A 20246-nucleotide genomic window follows, 5' to 3' on the forward strand; every position below is an offset into this window, starting at 1 on the left:
GAACCTAGTTCCGTGGGTCACATAAACCTGGCTACTTCTGGGTAGGTGACTGTAGCGTGCGCCGGAAGTCGACAATTCGTGACCGACTGAGGAGACGCGGATGCGTGAGTACACCGTTCCTGCTGTGACCGAGCCGCCCACCGGCAGCCTGAGCGATGTCGTGTGGGCCAACGCGTCGTCCCATCCTGACCTCCCGGTGTTCAGCCGCCGGGTGGGTGAGGCGTGGCAGGACGTGAGCGCGGCCGAGTTCGCCGCCCAGGTGGCCGGAGTCGCCAAGGGCCTGATCGCGGCCGGCGTGAAGCACGGCGAGCGGGTCGCCCTGCTCAGCCCGACCCGCTACGAGTGGACCCTGGTCGACTACGCGATCTGGAGTATCGGCGCGGTCACCGTGCCGATCTACGAGACCTCGTCGGCCTCCCAGGTGCAGTGGATCCTGACCGACTCCGAGGCCGTCGTGGCGGTGGCCGAGAACGCGACCCACGGCGCCGTGATCGAGTCGGCCCGGGCCGAGGCCCCGGCGCTGCAGGAGGTCTGGCAGATCGAGGCCGGTGCCGTCGACCAGCTCACCGAGCTCGGCCGCGAGATCACCGACGCCGAGTACGACAAGCGCCGTACGGCGGTGACGCCCGAGGACCTGGCGACCCTGATCTACACCTCCGGCACGACCGGCCGGCCGAAGGGCTGCCGGATCACCCACGGGAACTTCTTCGCCGAGCTCGAGCCGGCCGTCAAGATCCTCGACGAGCTCTTCGACACCAACGGCGCGAGCACCCTGCTGTTCCTGCCGCTGTCCCACGTCTTCGCCCGGATCATCCAGGTCGGCTGCGTGATCAAGCGGGTCAAGGTCGGGCACAGCCCGGACGTGAAGAACCTGGTCGCAGACCTCGGCTCCTTCAAGCCCACCTTCATCCTGAGCGTGCCGCGGGTGTTCGAGAAGGTCTACAACTCGGCCAGCCAGAAGGCGCACGCCGACGGCAAGGGCAAGATCTTCGACGCCGCCGCGGAGACCGCGATCGCGTACTCCCAGGCCCAGGACAAGGGTGGCGCGTCCTTCGGCCTGAAGGCCAAGCACGCCCTGTTCGACCGCCTCGTCTTCAGCAAGCTGCGCGCGGTCCTGGGCGGCAAGGTCCAGTACGCCGTCTCCGGCGGCGCGCCGCTGGGTGACAAACTCGGCCACTTCTTCCGCGGTATCGGCGTACCGGTTCTCGAGGGCTACGGCCTCACCGAGACCACCGCCGCGGTCTCGGTGAACCTGCCGACCGACATCCGCATCGGCACCGTGGGCCGGCCGCTTCCTGGTGTGACGGTCGCTGTCGCGGACGACGGTGAGCTGCTCTTCAAGGGCGGTCAGGTGATGTCGGGCTACTGGAACAACGACGAGGGTACGGCGGCCGCCATCGACTCCGAGGGCTGGTTCCACACCGGCGACCTGGGTGAGTTCGACGTCGACGGGTTCATCAAGATCACCGGGCGCAAGAAGGAGATCCTCGTCACTGCCGGCGGCAAGAACGTCGCCCCGACCGTGCTCGAGGACCAGATCCGGCTGCACCCGCTGGTCAGCCAGTGCATGGTGGTCGGCGACGGCAAGCCGTTCATCGCGGCGCTGATCACGATCGACCCGGAGAACATCGTCCCGTGGGCGACCGAGCGCGGGAAGCCGACCGACGTCGCCGCGCTGACCGATGACGCGGATCTGATCGCCGAGCTGCAGAAGGCGGTCGACGAGGCGAACGGCACGGTCTCCAAGGCCGAGGCGATCCGCAAGTTCCAGATCCTGCCGATCGACTGGACGCAGGAGTCCGGCGAGCTGTCCCTGAAGCTCTCACTGCGCCGCCACATCGTGATGGCGAACCACGAGGCCGACGTCGAGGCCCTCTACACCAAGTAACTCAGCGCATCAGGCCGGCGAAGGTTGTGACTGCTTCGCCGGCCGTGATGCGTCCGTGGTTCAGCTCGACAGTCAATGCCTCCGCCGCGCCCAGCAACGCCAGACACCGCAGGCGCAGCGCCTTGGGCGCGAGTTTCGAGTGCGGCTTGAGCGCCGTCACCATCAGCTTGACGTAGTCGCCGAGCAGCTCGTGCTGAGCAGCCTCCGCGTCCGGATCGCCTTTGAGCGCCGCGGACACCGCCGCGAACTCCGGCAGATCGGTCGCGCACGCGAAGTACGCCGTACTCAAGACCTGCGCGGTGTCGGCAGCACCCTCGAGGGCTTGCGTGACGGCGGCCCGATGCTGCTCGTCGAGCAGCCGGTAGAGCGCCAGCAACAGCCCCGAACGGGTGCCGAAGTGGTCGTACACGATCGGCCGGCTGACCTGCGCCGCCTCGGCGAGCGTGACCAGCGTGAGCCCGTCGGTCCCCCGCTCGCGGACCACCGCGAGGGCAGCATCGAGCAGCTGGTCGCGCCTTGCCTGTTTGGACATCCGAGCCGCCATGACCCTCCTTGCGTTACCCCAGATCCTAAGCTACAACTTGTAGCCTACAAAATGTAGCTTAGGAGGAAACATGCACCCGGTACTGATGCTCGGCGGCTCAGGTCAAGCAGGTTCGAGCACCGCCACGATGCTCCGCGAGTGGCATCCCGACCTGCCCGTGACGATCGCCGGCCGCGACCTCGGCCGCGCCCAACGTGTCGCCGACGACCTGGGTACGGCGACCGCCGCCACCATCGACCTGACCCGGCCGGACCTCGGTCTGCCGGACCACACGTCGTACTCGGCCGTCGTCGCGACCGTCTGGGACAAGCACCTGCACGGACTGCGGTACGCCCAGGATCACGAGATCCCGTACCTCAGCATCTCCAGCGGTATGACGGACATCGCGCCCGAGGTGATCGCCGGCAGCCGGCGCGCCCCGATCGTGCTGGCCAGCCACTGGGCCGCCGGGGTGATCACGCTCGCGGCGCTGGACGTGGTCCGCGAGTTCGGCCCGGTCGAGACGATCGAGATCAGCGCGATCCTCGACGACCAGGACGCCGGCGGACCCGCCTCGGCAACCGACATGGAACGACTGGCCGACGCATCGCCCGCGGCCTACATCCGCGAGAACGGCACGTTCCGCTGGACCGCCGACACCGAGGTCGCCGTACCGAATCTCGACGGTGGCACCATCCCCGGTCAGCTCGCCGCGATCCTCGACGTACCAAGCCTCGCCCTGGCCACCGGCGCCGCCAACGTCCGCTTCGCCTTCGCGATGGGCGAGTCCTCCGGCCGCCGCCAGCGCGGCACCCCCTCCCACGACGTACGCATCCACCTGTCCGCCGGCAACCGCACCGCAACCCACGACCTCACCCACCCCGCCGGCCAACGCCCAGTCACCGCCGTAGGCATCGCCCTCCTCGTCGAACGCCTCCTCACCGACCCCGTTGCCCCCGGCATCCACTCCCCCGAAGCCCTCATCACCCCCACCCACGCCACCACCCGCCTCCGCACCTCCGGCGCCACCCTCACCCCCTGACCACCGCCAACGCGAACCTGCACCTCCACCCCGAACCGGCGTGGAGGCGAGCGGACGCGCCCCCGGCCTCTTGTCGGGGGTGTAGACACCGCCTCGCGGGCTTGAACAAGGAATGACCTGTTCAGGCCCGCCACTTCCTGTTCAAGGCCACGGTTGCTAGGCGGGGGTCAGCCGATTGGTTGATGGGATGGGGCTTATCGGGCGATGTGGGGGTGGCGGGCGGTCCGCGAGGCTCTGGGTATGAATCCGGTCGTGGAAGTCAGTGGGTTGCGGAAGTTGTACGGCGGGCGGGCCGTGGTGGACGGGGTGTCGTTCAGCGTTGGGGAGGGGGAGATTTTCGGGATCCTCGGGCCTAATGGGGCTGGGAAGACGACCACCGTCGAGTGCATCTCCGGTCTGCGGGTGCCGGATGAGGGGCGGATCCGGGTGGCGGGGCTGGATCCGGTTGGGGACCGGGAGGCGGTGACTCGGGTGCTCGGGTCGCAGTTGCAGGAGAGTGAGTTGCAAGCGAAGCTCACCGTGCAGGAGGCCCTCGAGCTGTACGCCGCTTTCTACCCGCGGCCGGCGGATTGGCGGGCACTCGCCGAGCGGTTGGGGCTCACCAGCATGCTGAAGAAGCGGTTCGGCGTACTGAGTGGGGGTCAGAAGCAGCGGCTGTTCATCGCGCTCGCGCTGATCGGCAACCCGCGGGTCGTCGTGCTGGACGAGCTGACGACCGGGCTCGATCCGCGGGCCCGCCGCGATACCTGGGAGATCGTCGAGGACGTCCGGGCCAGCGGTGTCACGGTCCTCCTGGTCACCCATTTCATGGAGGAAGCGCAGCGGCTGTGCGACCGGATCGCCCTGATCGACCACGGGCGGATCACCGCACTCGACACCCCGCACGGTCTGATCGCCCGGTCCGCGGGCTCGACCGTCATCTCGTTCACGCCGTCCGGCCCGCTCGACGACGAAGAGCTCGCCGCGCTGCCCGCGCTCACCTCGGTCGAGCACAAGAACGGCCGGATCACTCTGAGTGGTACCGACGAGACCGTCAACGCGGTGATCGCGCTGCTGGTCCGCCGGCACCTCACCGCGCACCAGCTCCGCATCACCGATGCCACCCTCGACGACGCCTTCCTGAATCTCACCGGAGCCACCTCATGAGCGCTACCGCCACCTCCCCGTACGTCGCCGTCCTGCGTACCGAGGCCCGCCTCTTCGGGCGTGAACCCGGCACCTTGTTCTGGGCCCTCGGTTTCCCGCCGATCCTGCTCGTGATCCTCGGCTCGATCCCCTCCTTCCGGGATCCCGAGCCGGGCCTCGGCGGACTGCGGATGATCGACGTGTACGTGCCGGTCCTGGTCCTGGTCGCCGTGATCATGACGGGCCTGCAGACGATGCCGCCGGTCCTGACCGGGTACCGCGAACGCGGCATCCTGCGCCGGATGTCGACCACCCCGGTCCGCCCGTCCGCGCTGCTGTCCACCCAGATGATCCTGAACGGCGGCGCCGCGCTGGTCTCGGCCGTCGTCTGCCTCACGATCGGCCGGCTCGCGTTCGGCGTACCGCTGCCGAGTCAGCCACTCGGCTACGTGCTGGCCCTGCTGCTCACCAGCGCTGCCGCCCTCGCCTTCGGCGCGGTGATCACAGCCGTGGCGCGGACGGCGAAGATCGCGACCGCGATCGGCTCCGCGGCGTTCTTCCCGAGCTTGTTCTGCGCGGGGATGTGGTTGCCGGTGCAGGCGATGCCGGACCTGATGGCGCGCATCGTCACCCTCACTCCGTTCGGCGCCGCCGCCGAGGCGCTCGGCGAGGCCGCAACGGGCGACTGGCCCGCCTGGTCGCATCTCGGCGTACTGGCTGCCTGGGCCGTGGTGCTGTCGGCGGCCGCCGTGCGCTGGTTCCGCTGGGAATAGCATGCAGACTAATGCCGTGACGACGACAGGGGACAAGATCGATCGGCGCCGGGCAGTGTTCACCCGCCTGGCGCCGCCGGTGCTGCTCGTCATGTCCTCGATCCTGGCGATCGCCACTGCCGACCTGATCACCCCGCATCGCTGGCAGCAGCTCTCCGTGATCTCTCTGGTCGCCGCGGCGACAGTCGTGCACCTGTGGTGGTTCTGGGCGGGTCCCCGACGCTCCGGACCGGACGCCACCTCGACGGTGTACTACGTGCTCCGCTGGGCGATCGGCGCCCCCCTCGCGCTGATGAACGGCTTCTACGCGTTCTATGTCGCTGCGGGGTACTTCGATCCCGGCTACCTGCTGCGCGGGCGGAACCAGCAGCGGTTCGCCCTGTTCGCCTGTTCGGTGCCGATCTCGTTCGCCCAGGTCGGCGGAATCCCGAGAGACGGTTCGATGGGCTGGATCGTGTTCGGCTGCCTGCTCGTCGCCAACAACGCGCTGCTGAACTTCGTCGGGCGACTGTCCGAGCAGGAGGAGGAACGATCGCGGGCACGGGCCGCCACGATCGCCGAGCTCGAGAAGGCCCAGGAGGAGAACGCCGCTCTGCACGCCCAGCTCCTCATCCAGGCCCGCGAGGCCGGTGTCGCCGACGAACGCCGCCGGCTGGCCGCGGAGATCCATGACACGCTCGCCCAGGGCCTGACCGGCATCATCGCCCAGCTCCAGGTCGTCGCGACCACCCCCGATCCGAAGGTCGCCGAGGAGCACGTCACCCGGGCGACCGACCTGGCCCGGCACAGTCTCGGCGAAGCCCGACGGTCGGTCCAGAACCTAGCTCCGCAAGGACTCTCGTACGACGGCCTCCCGGAGGCGCTGCGCAAAACGGTCGACCAGTGGGCGGAGCGCACCGGCGTACGGACCGAGCTGACCGTCACCGGCACCGCCCAGCGGCTGCACGGCGAGATCTCCGCAACCCTGCTCCGGATCACCCAGGAGGCACTCGCGAATGTCGGCAAACACGCGTCGGCCACCCGGGTCGGTGTCACGCTCAGCTTCATGGACACCGAGGTGACACTCGACGTCCGCGATGACGGCAAGGGGTTCGACGCGCTCAGCCTGCCGGTTCGCACGGGCACCGGCGGGTTCGGCCTCGACGGGATGCGCGCCCGCGCCGAGCGGATCGCCGGCTCACTCACGATCGAATCAGAACCAGGATCCGGTACGGCGGTCTCCGCCCGCGTACCGTTGGTCGTCGACGAACGGGGAACCACGTGATCTCGCTACTACTGGTCGACGACCACCCGGTCGTCCGCAACGGGCTCCGCGGCATGTTCGAGTCGGTCCCCGGATTCACCGTGCTCGCGGAGGCGTCGAACGGCGTCGAGGCGGTCGCGCTGGCGGCCGAGCTCGATCCGGACGTGATTCTGATGGATCTGCGGATGCCCGGTGGCAGTGGTCTCGAGGCGATCGCCGAGCTGCAGCGCCGCGGCGCTCGCGCGAAGGTGCTGGTCCTCACCACGTGGGACACCGATACGGACACCGTGCCCGCCATCGAGGCCGGGGCGACCGGCTACCTGCTCAAGGACGCTCCGCCGGAGGAGCTGTTCCTCGGCGTTCGTGAGGCCGCGGCCGGGCGGGCGGTGCTCTCCCCCGCGGTCGCGTCCCGACTGGTCTCCGCCGTACAGTCGCCGGCCCCGAGCCCCTTGGCTGCCCGGGAACGCGAAGTACTGGCGCTGGTCGCGAAGGGAACCTCGAACCGGGAGATCGCCCGCGAGCTGTTCATCAGTGAGGCCACGGTCAAGACACATCTCAGCCACATCTTCACCAAGCTGGACGTGAACGATCGGGCCGCGGCAGTCGCAAAGGGTTACCAGCAAGGGATTCTGGGAGCGTAGTGTCCCGGTCCGCCGGCAGGTGCGGACCGGACCACCAGCACCAAGCTAGTTACAGATACTCGGTGCCATCACCTCGGACGGACTGCCCCAACCGGCACAGCGGAAGGTCGAGTGTCCGTACCAGTTGTGGCCGAACTCGTGCGCGACCAGCAGGGCGTCGTCGTTCACACCGCCCATGTACAAGGCGATGCGCTGACCGGCTCCCCAGTTGCAGCCGACAACGTTGCTGCCACCACCGCAGTCGGTGATGTAGCCGTTGCGGCACTCGATCGGAGTGCCGCCACCTTCCCGAAGGCCCTGCCAGGCTGCTGCACCCTGCCGGATGGCAGCTGCGTGCGACTGGCACGAGGAGGTGATGGTGTAGTTCCGCTGGCTCGGGACCGACCAGCCGCCAGGAGGCGGAGCCAGTACTTTCGCCTTGCCCTTAAGGTCTGCGGGCCTGGGGATCACGGAAGTGCCGTGCGGTGCTGACGCACCTTCGGCGTGGGCGGAGGTAGTTGTCTCCTGGGCGGGAGACGGAGACGCACCGGCGAGTGAGACCGGGGCGGCATACGTGACGATGGCGAGGACCACAGTGGCCAGGCCGGACAGCATCAACAGCTTGCGCGCCATTGACTTCTCCTTCTGTGGGGGGCGGGTGCCTCACACGGGAGGGCGGAGGCAGAAGGTGGCTCCACGTTACCGAACAATCACTTTCCGCCGGTGAAGGTAATCCCTTGCGTGATGTGCTTCTGGGCCGCGAAGAACAGCACCAGGCAGGGCAGCGTGATCAGTAGCGAGGTTGCCATCAGCAACGGGGTGTCGGTGCCGTTCACCGACTGGAATCCGGCCAGGGCCAGCGGCAACGTTTTCCACTGGTCGGAGTTGATGTAGATCGCCGGTCCGAGGAAGTTGTTCCAGTACCCCATGAACAGCAGGATCGAGACCGCCACCACGGCCGGCCGGGCCAGCGGCAGGTAGACCAGCCAGAAGGTCCGGAACCAGCCGCACCCGTCCACCACCGCGGCGTCGGCCAGCTCGGACGGCATCCGCGCGAAGAACTGCCGGAACAGGAAGATGAAGAACGGCGACCCGAAGAAGGCCGGCAGGATCAGCGGATAGAGGGTGTCGATCATCCCGAGGTTGTTGAACAGCATGAACTGCGGAACCATCGTCACCTCCCCCGGCAGCAGCATCGTCGCCAGCACGATCCCGAACACGAGGCCCGAGAACCGCACCCGCAACCGCGCGAACGCGAACCCGGCCAGCGTGCACGAGAAGACCGTGCCGACGATCGGGATCAGCGTGGTCAGCACCGAGTTCAGCGTGTACCGCCAGAACGGGAACGACGTCACCGCCCGCACGTAGTTGTCCCACCGGAACTCCTCCGGTACGACGCTCGCCCCGGCGCTGCCCACCCCGGCCAGGGATCGCAGTGAGGTGGCGATCATCCACAGGAACGGGTACACGAACACCACCGAGCCGACGACCAGGACGACGTACAGGCCAACTGTGGTGAGTAGCCCACGGCGCTTCAACGTTTCCTCCGACGAGTAGTCAGCTCGGTCTCGTAGTAGACAGCGAAAGCGCTCCCCCGCAGCGTCACCGTGGTCAGCGCCAGGATGACGGCGAACAGGATCCAGGCCAGCGCCGAGGCGTAGCCCATCCGGAAGTTCTGGAACGCGTTGTCGTACAGGTAGTAGACGAAGAACAGCAGCGAGTCCTTCGGGCCGCCGTTCGCGACGAAACCCTGGGTGAAGATCTGCAGCGAGCCGATGATCCCGGTGAGGGCGTTGAACAGGATGATCGGCGACATCTGCGGCATGGTCACGTGCCAGAACATCCGCAGCGGGCCGGCGCCGTCGATCGCGGCCGCTTCGTACAGGTTCGCCGGGACGTCCTTGAGGCCGGCCAGGTAGATCACCATCGCGCCGCCGACCGTCCACAGGCTCATCAGGATCACCGTCGGCAGCGCCCAGGACGCGTCGTTGAACCAGCCCGGTCCCTCGATCCCGACCTTCGCGAGAACGTCGTTCGCGAGCCCGTACTGCGGGTTGAACACCCAGAGGAACAAGACCATCTGAGCCACACCGGACACCAGGCTCGGCAGGTACCAGATGGTCCGGAAGAACCGCATCCCGGGCAGTTCGGCGTTCAGCAGCAACGCGACCACGAAGGCGAGCGCGGTCTGCAGCGGCACGCTGATCACGCCGTACAGGAGCGTCACCTTGAGCGCCTGCCCGACCCGCGGATCCTGGAAGGCTTCGGTGTAGTTGGCGAACCCGACGAACTGCGGTGGGGTGATCAGGTCCCACGAGGTCAGGCTGACGTAGATCGACGAGATCATCGGCCCGACCGTGAAGATCGCGAACCCGATCAGCCAGGGCGAGATGAACATCCAGAACGCGATCGTCCGGTCAGCCCGCGGCCACCGTCGCCTTGCCCCGTACGCCGCCAGCCCGAGCAGGGCGTACAGGGCGACCAGCAGGAGCAGGAACGGGACCAGCGGCACGAGGACAGCAGGCACACCCCACGACGCCGCGAGGTCCCGAATCCAGCCGATGGTGGGGTTCACTTCTGCAACGCCGCCGTGCACTTGGTGGCGAGCTCGGGCAGCACCTTGGCGACATCGTCCTTGCCGGTACCGAGCGGGGTGTAGCTGTTCATCCCCTTCTCCGCGTCACCGGAGATCTGTGCCTCCCGAGCGACCGACGGCCCGACCTGGCCGGTCGTCAGCGCGGTGGTGAACGCGGCCAGGTTCCGATCGGCCGGCAGTACCTTCTCCAGCGTCGCGGTCGACGCAGCGATCACCGGCACGCCGAGGGCCGTGTTCCCCTGGATGAGCAGGTCCTGCGCGGCCTGCTGGGTCCCGGCGAACTCGACGAACTTCTTCGCCGTCTCCAACTGCTTGCCGGTCGCCTTCTTGCTGATCGCGAGCCCGTCGACCTCCATCGGGAACCCCTTGCCGGGCACCGGGACCAGCGTCCAGTTCGGCTTGCTGATCTTCGCGAAGTCGGCGACCGTCCACGGCCCGAAGTCGCTGAACATCGCCAGCCGGCCGGCCGCGAACCACTGCGCCTGATCCTGACCCTGTACGTCGGTCGAGGTCGGAGCCAACCGCTCCTTCTGCAGATCGACGACGTACTGCGCGGTCTTCACACCGGTCGCGTCGCCGAAGGTGCATGTGGTCGCGTCGGCGTTGTAGTAGCCACCACCGGCCGCGGTGAGCCAGCCGCGGTACCAGAGGTTGCTCGAACCGAAGACCCGCGCCTTGCCGTCACCGTGGGACAACTTCGCGGCCAGCGTCTTGAACTCGTCGAGCGTCAGCGGGGTCGTTGCGCTCGGCAACGGCACGCCGGCGGCCTTGAAGGCGTCCACGTTGACCGCCATCACCTTGGGCTTGGCCGCGAACGGCATCGCGTAGTACTTGCCCTCGAACTGCAGGGCGGACGAGATATTCGGCTGCACGTACTTCGCCGGGTCCACCTGCTGCTCGGCGAAGCTGGGCACGAACCCGGCCAGGCTGCTGTTGCTGATCTCCATCACGGTCGACTGGGTACCGCCCGCGATCGAGGTCTGGATCTTCTGCTCGTAGTCGGCCTGGATCCAGTTGGTCGTCACCTTGGTCCCGGGGTTGGCCTGCTCGAAGGCGGCCGCGATCGCCTTCAGCGAGGCAGCCTCGGAGTTCGTCCCCCAGAACGAGAAGGTGATGTCGGCGGAGTCGCTGTCGGTGTTGCTCGCGGGCTGGCTGCCGGTGGCACAACCGGCAGCGAGCAGCAGCGCGGCAGCGGCGGGAATCAGGCGGAAGGTCTTCATGAGGGATCCTTGGTGTCGACCCGGACGGTCATGCCGGGCTGGATGAGGTGGGTTTCGGCGCCGACCGTCACCGGCAGCGGCGCCGGTCCGCTGTGCACGGTGATCTCGGTCGCGCGCCGGGCTTCCTGGGTGATGCGCAGGTCCCAGTCACCGACCCGCACGTGATCGGCGGTGAGCCGGCCGATCTCGGCGGGCAGATGGGATTCGATGGCTAGAGCGTTGCCGGCTGTAGGCCGCAGCCCGAGCAGGCCGGCGACCAGGTGTTCGACGACTGTGAACGAGATCTCCGGGTAGTCGTCCCGGCTGTCGATCAGATGCTTGGTCCAGCGCCAGGCGGACTCGTCGCGCCCGTACTTGAACAGCAGCTCGGGGTAGTAGCTCAGCGACTCGATGTTCTTCGGCGGATCCGAGTCCATCTTGGTCTCGAGCCAGTCGAGCGACTGCTCGGTACCACCGAGCCCGAACAGCGGCGGCAGCGTGTGCGACTCCAGACCCCAGTCGAAGTCCAGGCCGTCCTTGGTCACCCCGCGCGCGAAGTGCTCGCCGTTCCACCAGGTCTGGTACGTCGCCTCGATCCGCTCCGCCTCCGCGTCCCGCCCGAGCTTCCGCAGTACGGCGTAGTGCGTCGCGAGCCCGTCGCCCGCGATCAGCAGCGGCGCTTCGCGCTCGTTGTACGTCGCGGTCCCGAGGAAGATGTCGGCGGTGCCACCGGCCTCGGGGATGCCGTCACCATCGGCGTCATGCGCCGCGACGAACTCACCGAGGCTGGCGTCGTAGTAGGCCGCGAGATCGGGGTCGTCGAGCCATCGGCGGTCGCCGGTCCAGTCGTACTGTTCCAGCGCCCGGAAGCAGAGGTCGAACACCGCGGGGATCTCCCGGACGAAGTGTTCGTCGTCGTGGTAGTCGAGGGCCGCGATCCGGCCGTCGAAGTGGAACGCCCAGATCGGGAACCATTTCCGGGCCGGCGTCGCCGACCGGGCGAAATGCCGGAACATGGCGAAGTTCTCGGCGTCCAGCCCGAGCAGGTGCGCACCGGCGGCCTGGTGGCAGACGTCGCGCGAGTAGAACAGCTCCCGGGACGGGTAGCCGGCCCAGTACGACGGCAGGTTGCCGGGCTGAGCGTCGGTCTGGACCCAGTCCAGCGCGCGCCGGGAAGCCCAGGCGAAGGCCTCCTCGACGTAGCTGGAGTCGGAGCTCACAGTGAGCACTTGGCGCTCCTCGGAGATCGAATATTAGCGGTAAAATTCCCAGCTAAAGTAAGCAGGTAGACCAATTCCGTCAATACTTCGACTCGGTCGGTTTTACCGCTATAGTCGCTGCCGTGACGAGCTTTGAGATCCTGGCGGGGTCCGTGCGGCGGACCGGTACGGCGACCGGCGCGCGGTCGGTGACCGCGCTGCCGGCCGAGGTGCCCGGCGTACTGCGTTTCGAGGTGGTCGCGGACGGTCCGGTGACTCTGCAGTGGACCTGGCCGACCGGGGCGGCGGTGACGTTCTGGCGGGCCTCACAGGGCGCACGCCGGGAGCTCCCGACCGACTGGGGATCGCGGCGCCGGATCCGCTCGGTCCGGTCCGCGCCGGTCGGCAGTCTGGTCGACGACCAGGACCGCAACCTGCTGACCGTTTCGCTGTCCGCCCACGTTCGCGGTTGCGAGTTCGCGATCGGGGTGAACGAGGAGACCGCCGAGCAGCTGATCGAGCTGGTTGCCGACGACATCGAAGCGGACGGCTTCGTGCTGCGGATCGACCTGCGCGAGGTGCACTTCGCCGAGGCCCTGCGCGGCGTCACCACCGAGTGGACCGCTGACCTCGGTGACCGGATCGCCGCCGTACCGGAGATCGCCCGGCAGGCCATGTACTCGACCTGGTACAGCGACCATCAGCACGTGTCGGCCGAGTCGGTCGAGCACCACGCACGCGCCAGCGCGGCGTACGGGTGTGCAGCGATCATCGTGGACGACGGCTGGCAGACCGACAGCACTGCGCGCGGCTACGCGTACTGCGGTGACTGGGAGCCGACCAGCGGCAAGTTCCCCGACATGACCGCGCATGTACGGCGGGTGCACGAGCTCGGACTGCGTTACGTGCTGTGGATCGCGCCACCGCTGATCGGGGTGCACTCCAAGGCGTGGGAGCGGCTGCAGGACCGCGTGCTCGGGTTCGCCGACGGTGAGGTGGTGGCCGTGCTGGACCCGCGCTACCCCGAGGTGCGCGAGCACCTGGTCGAGTGCTGTGTCCGGCCGGTGCGCGACTGGGGTGTCGACGGACTGAAGATCGACTTCATCGACTCGTGGGCGTGGGACGGTCCGGTCCCGGATGCACCTGACGCTGACTGCGCCTCGATCGACGAGGGCGTCGAGCTGTTGCTACAGGCGGTGCGGGACCAGCTGGGTGACGAGGTGCTGATCGAGTTCCGGCAGGACTACGTGAACCCGCGGCTGTGGCAGTTCGGCACCTTCCTGCGCGCCGGGGACTGCGCGATGGACGCGGTGGAGAACCGCGTCCGCACGATCGACAGCAGACTGCTCGCCGGGGACCGCGCAGTGCACTCGGACATGCTGATGTGGCATCCGTCGGCCACGCCGGAGACGGTGGCGCAGCAGTTCATCGGTGCGCTGTTCAGCACCGTGCAGGTGTCGATGGAGCTCGAGGCGCTGCCGGTTGAACATGATCGCGTCGTTCGCTACTGGCTGGCGTTCCTGCGCGAGCACTTCGACGTACTGCAGCACGGTGTGCTGTTGCCGTCCCGTTCGGACGCCCGCTATGCACAGGTCAGAGCCGTCGGCGCCACGACCGTAGTGGCCGCGTTCACGAACCCTGTCGTGCAGCTCGGGGAGGAGGATCGCTCCGTCGTCCTGGTCAACGGCAGTAGCGAACCGCGACTCCTGGTCGAAGGTGCCGGCTCCGGACCGGTCGACCTCGTAGTGTCTGACTGTTCGGGCACCGAGGTCTACCGCCGTACGACGACTCCACCGGCAGGATTGTGGGTAGTCGACGTACCGACGGCCGGAGTGGCCCGCATCGAACGGAACTGAGAGGGCCGAATGGTGTCACGACCACGCCGTACGACGGTTGCGGATGTCGCCCGGCTTGCCGGGGTGTCCGCGATGACGGTGTCGAACGTCCTGAACGCACCGCACCGGGTCAGCGACTCGACGGTCCAGACGGTGCAGGCAGCGATCGACGAGCTCGGGTATACCCCGAACCACGCCGCCCGGGCGCTGTCCTCGGGACGCAGCGAGGTGATCGGCCTGCCGCTGTACGACGAGGTCAGCGAGGAGAACCCGGGTCTCGGCGGCTTCCTGCACGGGCTGCTCGACGGCCTGGTCCGGGCCGCGGCCGTCTCCGGGTACGGCGTGCACGTGACCACGCCGACGGCCGGGGCAACCGAGATCGCGCTGTACGAGAAGCTGATCGCCGCCCGCCAGGTCGATGCGATCGTCGTACTGGAGACGATGCCGAACGACGAGCGGATCGAGTTCCTCAGCCAGCGCCGGTTCCCGTTCGTCGCCTTTGGCCGCACGGGTCCGACGCACCGGCAGTGCTGGGTGGACGTCGACAATGAGACCTCCATGGCCGGCATCGCCCAGCACCTCCGCGAGACCGGCCGCTCGAGTGCCCTCTATTTGCGGACCGACGGTTCGCTGCCCTGGATCCATCAGCGCGAGGAGGGCTTCGTCCGCGAGTTTCCCAGTACGGTCGTCCGCTCCTTCCGGACGATGGAAGAGGTCGACGCCTACCTGGCGGAGAGCACTCCCCCGGATGTAGTTGTCGCCGACAACGATGCGTTCGCCGTCGTCGCGCTGCGAGCCCTGCAACGCCGCGGTGTGCATGTCGGTGAGGACGTCGCGGTCACCGGCTTCAACGACTTCCCGTTCGCCAGCATGCTCGACACTCCCCTTACCACCGCCAGGATCCCGTTGCGCGACATCGCCTCCTGCCTGTTCGACCGTGCCCTCCTGGAGATCAGCGGCGCGCCGGATCAGCCCGGCCGCCTCGTCACCGCCCCGCTGATCATCCGCTCGAGCGCCTGATTCAGCGCGCGGCGGGCGATCGCGAGCGTGACGATGGTTCCGCAGACGCCGGCGGCGGCGATGGTGTGGTGGGGGGCGACAAAGCTTCCGACCACACCGGCCAGCGCGATGCTCACGCCCTGGATCGCCATCAGCCCGCTGGTCTGAACGGTGAAAAGACGACCCCGGTACGCCGGGTCGGCCGCGTCGAGGATCATCGGATCGATCGCCTGGTTGAACGCGTACCCGGCACCCGAAACCGCGAGCAGAACCGCCGCAACCGGCACAGATGGCCTTGCCAGGAAGGCGATTGCGGGCAGTTGACTGGCCAGCAGTAAGGGAACGACGAGCCGTCGCCGCAAGGAGGGGTTGAACCTTGCGACGACGAGCTCGCCGAGTACAGTGCCGGCCGCATACCCGGTGAACAGTGCACCAGCCGCGGCCGGTGCGGCGCCGGTCTGAGCCGTGTACGCGACCGCGAGCCCATCGGGAACCGCCGAGAAGGCCGGTGCCACCCAGGTCAGCAGGATCAACGGCCGCAACCGCGGATGGGCGAACAGATACCGCAGACCGGACCACGAGTCGCGCACAGTACTGCGAACGCGCTCGCCTGCCGGTGAGTACGGCGTACCGACTCCGATCAGTACTGCGGACACGAGGAAGGTCACGACGTCGACCGCGAGTAGCCACGGAGCACCAACCGCCGCCACCGCGGCCGCACCGAGCGCGAACCCGGTCAGCACAGTCAGCTGACTGATTGCCCGCAGCAACGAACGACCCACGGGGAACAGTTCGGCCGGCAGCAGCTGCGCGAGACTCGCCGAGCGCGCGCCGGCGAAGATCGGCGCGATCACCCCGGTCGCCAGCAGCAGGCCCAGCAGCGCGCCGACCGGCAACCCCGGGATCAGCATCAGGCCGATACAGATCGCACTCAACACGTCACACACCACCAGTACGCGGCGCGCCGGGAAGCGATCGGCGATCGACGACAGCAGGACCCCGCCGACGGCGTACGGGAGGAACGAGCAGGCCAGGACGAGTGCCGAGAGCAACGGTGAGCCGGTGCGTTCGAAGATCAGGATCGACAACGCCACTTGGGCGGCGATGGTGCCGAGCATCGAGACGGCATGCGCCACGAACACGGTGCGCAGACCGGGAAGACTCAGGACGGCTCGATAGGACCTCACCCCCGAAGACTGTCCGACCTGCACCCAGGCAACCTAGACTTTTGGTTGTGACCGAAAGTTCGGCCGGATGACGGTCCTGCACTTCACCCAGAGCGACGCGTTGCGCTGCCGGTTCGGGGCCTCGCCGCTGTGGGAGACCGTATCCGCGGTCCGGGTCCTGAACGGGATCCGGCACCGGCCGATGTACGCGCCCTGGGTGGCGGCCAAGGCCGAAGCGGCCGCCGGTCTGGACCTCAGCGGATTGCGGGCCCTCCAGCCGCGCGCCGGTTTCTCACCGGACTTCCTGACCCCGCCTCCCAAGGCGTCCCGGGCGAAGATCAGCACCGAACTGGCCCGGATCCGCAGTACGCCGATCGACCGGGTCCGGCGCGAGCTGATCCGCTCGCGAGACGAACTCAGCAACCCCGGAGCGCCCGAGATCGACCGGATGCTGACCGATCCGGCCCGCGCCCGCGACCGGCTGGCCGACGAGATCGAGAGCGCTTGGCACGCACTGATCAAACCCGACTGGCCGAAGATCAGCCGGTTCCTCGAGGACGACATCGCCTACCGCGGCAGTCAGCTCACGGACGGTGGACTGGCCGCACTCTTCGACGACCTGCACCCGACGCTCAGCTGGGCCGATGATCGCCTGATCGCGGACCGCTATCGCGAACCCGACCACAAGCTCACCGGCCAGGGCCTGCTGCTGGTCCCCGGTGTCTTCGCCTGGCCCTACCTCGTGATGGTCGTCGACCCGAACTACCAACCGACACTGGTCTATCCGGCCCGCGGCGCCGCCCGCCTCTGGTCCGACGCGCCCGCTCCCCCGGACCCACTCGCTCGCCTGCTCGGCCGGACGCGCGCCACGCTGCTGGTCGCGCTCGACCCGCCGGCCACGACCAGTGCTCTCGCTGCGGACTACCGGTTGGCGCTGGCCACAGTCGCCGAACACCTGGCCGCGCTCCACGACGCCGGGCTCGCGACACGCCGCCGTACCGGTCATCAGGTGCACTACCGGCGGACCGAAGTGGGCCAGGCCGTCATCGACGCATCCATACTGTCGACATGAACATGCGGCACATCCGGCGCTGGCCGGCTTCGCTGGCGGTGGTCGCCGTACTCATCCTGCAGTTGCTGGTTCCAACGCAGATCGCCGCGTTCCCGCGCTGGGTGATGCCGTCGCTCGGTGCGTTGCTCCTGCTCCCGCTGATCTGGATGAACCCGTTCCACCTGCGCCGCGACGAGCCCTGGCTACGCTGGGTCGAGCTGGCGCTGCTGGCCGTCCTCGTGCTGGCCAACGCGGTTTACCTGGCCGAGCTGATCGTCTATCTGAACTCCGGCGACGCCACCAACGGCATGGTGCTGGTGAAGGCGGCAGCCCTGATCTGGGCGACGAACGTGGTCGCCTTCGGTGTCTGGTACTGGGAGATCGACCGCGGCGGACCGTTCGCCCGGGCACCCGAGCACGAGCGCTCCGAGGAGCGGGCCGACCTGCTGTTCCCGCAGATGACCGTCGACCTGCCGGGGTGGCAGAAGTGGCTGCCCGGGTTCACCGACTACCTGTTCGTCGCGTTCACCGCGGCCACGGCGTTCAGTCCGACCGACACGATGCCGCTGACCGCCCGGGTGAAGGTGCTGATGGCGATCCAGTCGGCGATCGCCTTACTGACGATCGCGGTCGTCGCCGCGCGCGCCGTGAACGTCCTCTGAGACGGGCCTCGACAGCCATGTAATGGGCATGAGAACGTTATGCTCATGTACAGCACCAAGTCGGTGGGGCTCGGTTTCGCCCTCTTCTCGGCCGTGACCTTCGGCGGCTCCGGACCGTTCGCGAAAGCGTTGATCGGCGCCGGTTTCACCCCGCAACAGGCCGCCTGGGTGCGGATTCTGGGCGCGGCACTGCTGCTCGTCCCGCTGGTCCTGGTGCTCCGGGGCAGCGCGGGACTGCGCGCCGCACGGGCCTCCTGGAAGCCGCTGGTGGTGTACGGACTGACCGGTATCGCCGGGTGCCAGACGCTGTTCTTCATCGCGGCCAGCCGGTTGCCGGTCGGGGTCGCGCTGATGCTCGAGTTCACCGGCCCGGTGCTGGTGGTGCTGTGGCTGAAATACGGTCAGAAGGTTGCTGTCCCGCGATCGGCTGCGATCGGCGTCGGCATCGCCCTGATCGGCCTGGCCACGGTGGCCGAGGTCTGGTCCGGGCTGACCATCGACCTGATCGGGTTGCTGGCCGGACTCGCCGCGGCCGCGTGCCAGGCGACGTACTTCATCCTGATCGACAAGCTGACCGGCGTCGCCGATCCGCTCGTGATGACGGCCGCCGGCAGCGTGGTCGGTGCGGTTCTGCTCACGCTCATCTCCGCGCCCTGGGGTGTCCCGTGGCATGTGCTGGCGGAGAGCGTCGCGATGGGCGACCGGCATGCGCCGGGTTGGCTGCTGGCCGCCTGGCTGATCATCGTGAGCACGGTCATCGCCTACCTCGCCGGCGCGGCCGCCGTACAACGGTTGTCGGCGGCCATCGCGGGTGCAGTCGCGTACGTCGAAGTTGTCGCGGCCTGCCTGTTCGCCTTGATCCTGCTGAATGAGCGGCTGACCACCAACCAGATCATCGGCGGGGTGATCGTGCTGGCCGGCGCCTTCGTGGCCCAGTCGTCGGTAGGGAAGGTCACTCCTCCGTCGGAGACGCCGGTCCCCACCGACGTACTGGATCGCAGCCTCACCTGAGCGAGTCCACCAGTTCCCGCGGCAGACCGTGGGTCTCGTGCAGGTACTCGTAGTCGGTCTCGTCGAGCGACTTGTGGAACCGCTCGTGGCTGAGCACCTTGCGGCCACGGTCGAGCAGGTTGCTGAACCGGATCTCCTCGTCGATCAGGATCCGCCGCACCAGCGTCACCGACTCGCCCTGGTGGAAGTGGTTCAGCGTGTGCTCGAACAGTTCGAGCGGCAGATCGGACAGGCTGCTCGAATCATCACCGCGCCACAACAGCGTGAGCACCCGGCGGATCAAGCGGCGGAGGACATAGCCGCGGCCGGTGTTCGAGGGGTGCACGCCGTCGCCCACGATCACGATGCTCGACCGCAGGTGGTCGATGACGATCCGCTGCTCCTCGGTGTTCAGCTTCCACAGCTTCGGGATCTGCCGCATCCACGGTTCGAACAGCGACGTCTCGTACACGGAGTCCTTGCCTTCCAGCAGCATCGTCAGCCGCTCGAGGCCGAGACCGGTGTCGATGTTCTGCTGCTGCAGGGGTTCCAGCGAACCGTCGTCCTGGCGGCGGTAGCGCATCATCACGTGGTTCCACACCTCGACCCAGCGGTCGTCGGTCGTCGGCGTACCCTCCGGCTCGCCGTCACCGGTCCACACGAACATCTCCGAGTCCGGACCGCAGGGACCGGTCGGGCCGTTCGACCACCAGTTGTCCTCGGTGGTCAGCTCGATCGGCAGGCCCAGCTCCTGCCAGGTCTGCAGCGACTCCTGATCGAGCGGGACCTGACTGTCCCCACCGAACACGGTCACGTACAGGCGGGTCGGATCGATACCGAACCCCTCGGTCAGCAGCTCGTACCCCCAGCGGAGCGTCTGACCGCTGCCGTAGTCGCCGAGCGACCACGAGCCGAGCATCTCGAACACCGTCAGGTGCGTCGGGTCGCCGACCTCGTCGAGGTCCGTCGTGCGCAGGCAGCGCTGGATCCCCACCAGCCGGCGACCCATCGGATGCGGTTCACCTTCCAGGTACGGCGTCAGTGGATGCATCCCCGACGTGGTGAACAGCACCGGATCACCGAGGCGCGGGATGAGCGTGGACCCGGTGGTCGGGATGTGCCCGTGCTGCTGCTGGAAGTAGTCGATGAAGGTGCGGGTGATGGTCTTCTGGAGCGTGGTGGTCATGGTTCTTGGTCCTTTGATGAAAGACCGGAACCGAGTCACCTGGCGTCGGAAACGACGAAACCGGCGAACCGTTTCCGGTCGCCGGTGGTGGAAGAAGATGTCAGGCAGCGGCAGCCGGAGAGCACGAAGCTCGTACGGCTGCTACAAGG

At 67.9% G+C, this 20246-nt stretch carries 19 protein-coding genes; 11 read left to right on the forward strand and 8 right to left on the reverse strand.

Features of this window, described 5'->3' with window-relative positions:
- Window positions 1-100 precede the first annotated feature (100 nt).
- Complete coding sequence (locus ACFCV3_RS37320) at window positions 101-1888, forward strand: AMP-dependent synthetase/ligase (protein WP_376038743.1); 1788 nt, start codon at window positions 101-103, stop codon at window positions 1886-1888.
- A 1-nt stretch (window position 1889) separates the two neighbouring features.
- Here ACFCV3_RS37320 and ACFCV3_RS37325 read toward each other — a convergent pair whose 3' ends face one another.
- Entirely contained in the window at window positions 1890-2432 is a 543-nt protein-coding gene (locus ACFCV3_RS37325; RefSeq protein WP_376038745.1) for a TetR/AcrR family transcriptional regulator, read from the reverse strand.
- A gap of 70 nt (window positions 2433-2502) precedes the next feature.
- On the opposite strand from ACFCV3_RS37325, the gene ACFCV3_RS37330 reads away from it, so the two are divergent.
- The 5 genes from ACFCV3_RS37330 to ACFCV3_RS37350 all read left to right on the forward strand — a co-directional run bounded on the left by ACFCV3_RS37330 (window position 2503) and on the right by ACFCV3_RS37350 (window position 7235).
- Entirely contained in the window at window positions 2503-3453 is a 951-nt protein-coding gene (locus tag ACFCV3_RS37330; RefSeq protein ID WP_376038747.1) for a saccharopine dehydrogenase, read from the forward strand.
- Window positions 3454-3693: 240 nt separating this feature from the next.
- Window positions 3694-4599 carry an ABC transporter ATP-binding protein gene (locus tag ACFCV3_RS37335; protein ID WP_376038750.1) on the forward strand — a complete coding sequence of 302 codons (906 nt, stop codon included), beginning with the start codon at window positions 3694-3696 and terminating at the stop codon, window positions 4597-4599.
- A complete protein-coding gene (locus ACFCV3_RS37340; protein ID WP_376038752.1) occupies window positions 4596-5351 on the forward strand; it encodes an ABC transporter permease in 756 nt (251 codons plus the stop codon). The genes ACFCV3_RS37335 and ACFCV3_RS37340 overlap by 4 nt, the downstream gene beginning before the upstream one ends.
- A 16-nt stretch (window positions 5352-5367) precedes the next feature.
- Complete coding sequence (locus ACFCV3_RS37345) at window positions 5368-6615, forward strand: sensor histidine kinase (RefSeq protein WP_376038755.1); 1248 nt, start codon at window positions 5368-5370, stop codon at window positions 6613-6615.
- Complete coding sequence (locus tag ACFCV3_RS37350) at window positions 6612-7235, forward strand: response regulator transcription factor (protein ID WP_202874854.1); 624 nt, start codon at window positions 6612-6614, stop codon at window positions 7233-7235. The genes ACFCV3_RS37345 and ACFCV3_RS37350 overlap by 4 nt, the downstream gene beginning before the upstream one ends.
- A gap of 45 nt (window positions 7236-7280) precedes the next feature.
- Here the strand turns inward: ACFCV3_RS37350 and ACFCV3_RS37355 are convergent, their stop codons facing one another.
- The 5 genes from ACFCV3_RS37355 to ACFCV3_RS37375 form a co-directional block, all read right to left on the reverse strand.
- A complete protein-coding gene (locus ACFCV3_RS37355) occupies window positions 7281-7847 on the reverse strand; it encodes a hypothetical protein (protein WP_376038758.1) in 567 nt (188 codons plus the stop codon).
- Window positions 7848-7924: 77 nt separating this feature from the next.
- Window positions 7925-8752, reverse strand: coding sequence for a carbohydrate ABC transporter permease (locus ACFCV3_RS37360; protein WP_376038761.1), 828 nt, complete (start codon window positions 8750-8752; stop codon window positions 7925-7927).
- On the reverse strand, window positions 8749-9789 hold the full coding sequence (locus tag ACFCV3_RS37365; RefSeq protein ID WP_376038764.1) for a carbohydrate ABC transporter permease: 1041 nt from the start codon (window positions 9787-9789) through the stop codon (window positions 8749-8751). The genes ACFCV3_RS37360 and ACFCV3_RS37365 overlap by 4 nt, the downstream gene beginning before the upstream one ends.
- Complete coding sequence (locus ACFCV3_RS37370) at window positions 9786-11030, reverse strand: extracellular solute-binding protein (protein WP_376038766.1); 1245 nt, start codon at window positions 11028-11030, stop codon at window positions 9786-9788. The genes ACFCV3_RS37365 and ACFCV3_RS37370 overlap by 4 nt, the downstream gene beginning before the upstream one ends.
- Complete coding sequence (locus ACFCV3_RS37375; protein WP_376038768.1) at window positions 11027-12238, reverse strand: hypothetical protein; 1212 nt, start codon at window positions 12236-12238, stop codon at window positions 11027-11029. The genes ACFCV3_RS37370 and ACFCV3_RS37375 overlap by 4 nt, the downstream gene beginning before the upstream one ends.
- A 113-nt stretch (window positions 12239-12351) precedes the next feature.
- On the opposite strand from ACFCV3_RS37375, the gene ACFCV3_RS37380 reads away from it, so the two are divergent.
- Complete coding sequence (locus ACFCV3_RS37380) at window positions 12352-14064, forward strand: glycoside hydrolase family 36 protein (RefSeq protein ID WP_376038771.1); 1713 nt, start codon at window positions 12352-12354, stop codon at window positions 14062-14064.
- Between the two features lie 9 nt (window positions 14065-14073).
- Window positions 14074-15063, forward strand: a complete 990-nt coding sequence (locus tag ACFCV3_RS37385; RefSeq protein ID WP_376038773.1) for a LacI family DNA-binding transcriptional regulator — start codon at window positions 14074-14076, stop codon at window positions 15061-15063.
- Here the strand turns inward: ACFCV3_RS37385 and ACFCV3_RS37390 are convergent.
- Entirely contained in the window at window positions 15012-16229 is a 1218-nt protein-coding gene (locus ACFCV3_RS37390) for an MFS transporter (RefSeq protein WP_376038776.1), read from the reverse strand. The genes ACFCV3_RS37385 and ACFCV3_RS37390 overlap by 52 nt on opposite strands.
- 67 nt (window positions 16230-16296) lie before the next feature.
- Here ACFCV3_RS37390 and ACFCV3_RS37395 point away from each other — a divergent pair, with 67 nt between their 5' ends.
- From ACFCV3_RS37395 to ACFCV3_RS37405, 3 genes are read left to right on the forward strand one after another with little or no spacing between them, the layout of a single operon-like run.
- The gene (locus tag ACFCV3_RS37395; RefSeq protein ID WP_376038779.1) at window positions 16297-17280 is read left to right on the forward strand and encodes a DUF5937 family protein; all 984 of its coding nucleotides are present in this window, start codon (window positions 16297-16299) and stop codon (window positions 17278-17280) included.
- Complete coding sequence (locus ACFCV3_RS37400; protein WP_376038782.1) at window positions 17277-17921, forward strand: hypothetical protein; 645 nt, start codon at window positions 17277-17279, stop codon at window positions 17919-17921. Before ACFCV3_RS37395 ends, ACFCV3_RS37400 begins: the two co-directional genes overlap by 4 nt.
- 39 nt (window positions 17922-17960) lie before the next feature.
- Complete coding sequence (locus tag ACFCV3_RS37405) at window positions 17961-18932, forward strand: DMT family transporter (RefSeq protein ID WP_376038785.1); 972 nt, start codon at window positions 17961-17963, stop codon at window positions 18930-18932.
- On the opposite strand, the gene ACFCV3_RS37410 is transcribed toward ACFCV3_RS37405, so the two are convergent.
- A complete protein-coding gene (locus ACFCV3_RS37410; RefSeq protein ID WP_376038787.1) occupies window positions 18925-20097 on the reverse strand; it encodes an alanine--tRNA ligase-related protein in 1173 nt (390 codons plus the stop codon). The genes ACFCV3_RS37405 and ACFCV3_RS37410 overlap by 8 nt on opposite strands.
- Window positions 20098-20246: the final 149 nt, after the last annotated feature.

Source organism: Kribbella sp. NPDC056345, assembly GCF_042262745.1.
Taxonomy (GTDB): Bacteria; Actinomycetota; Actinomycetes; order Propionibacteriales; family Kribbellaceae; genus Kribbella.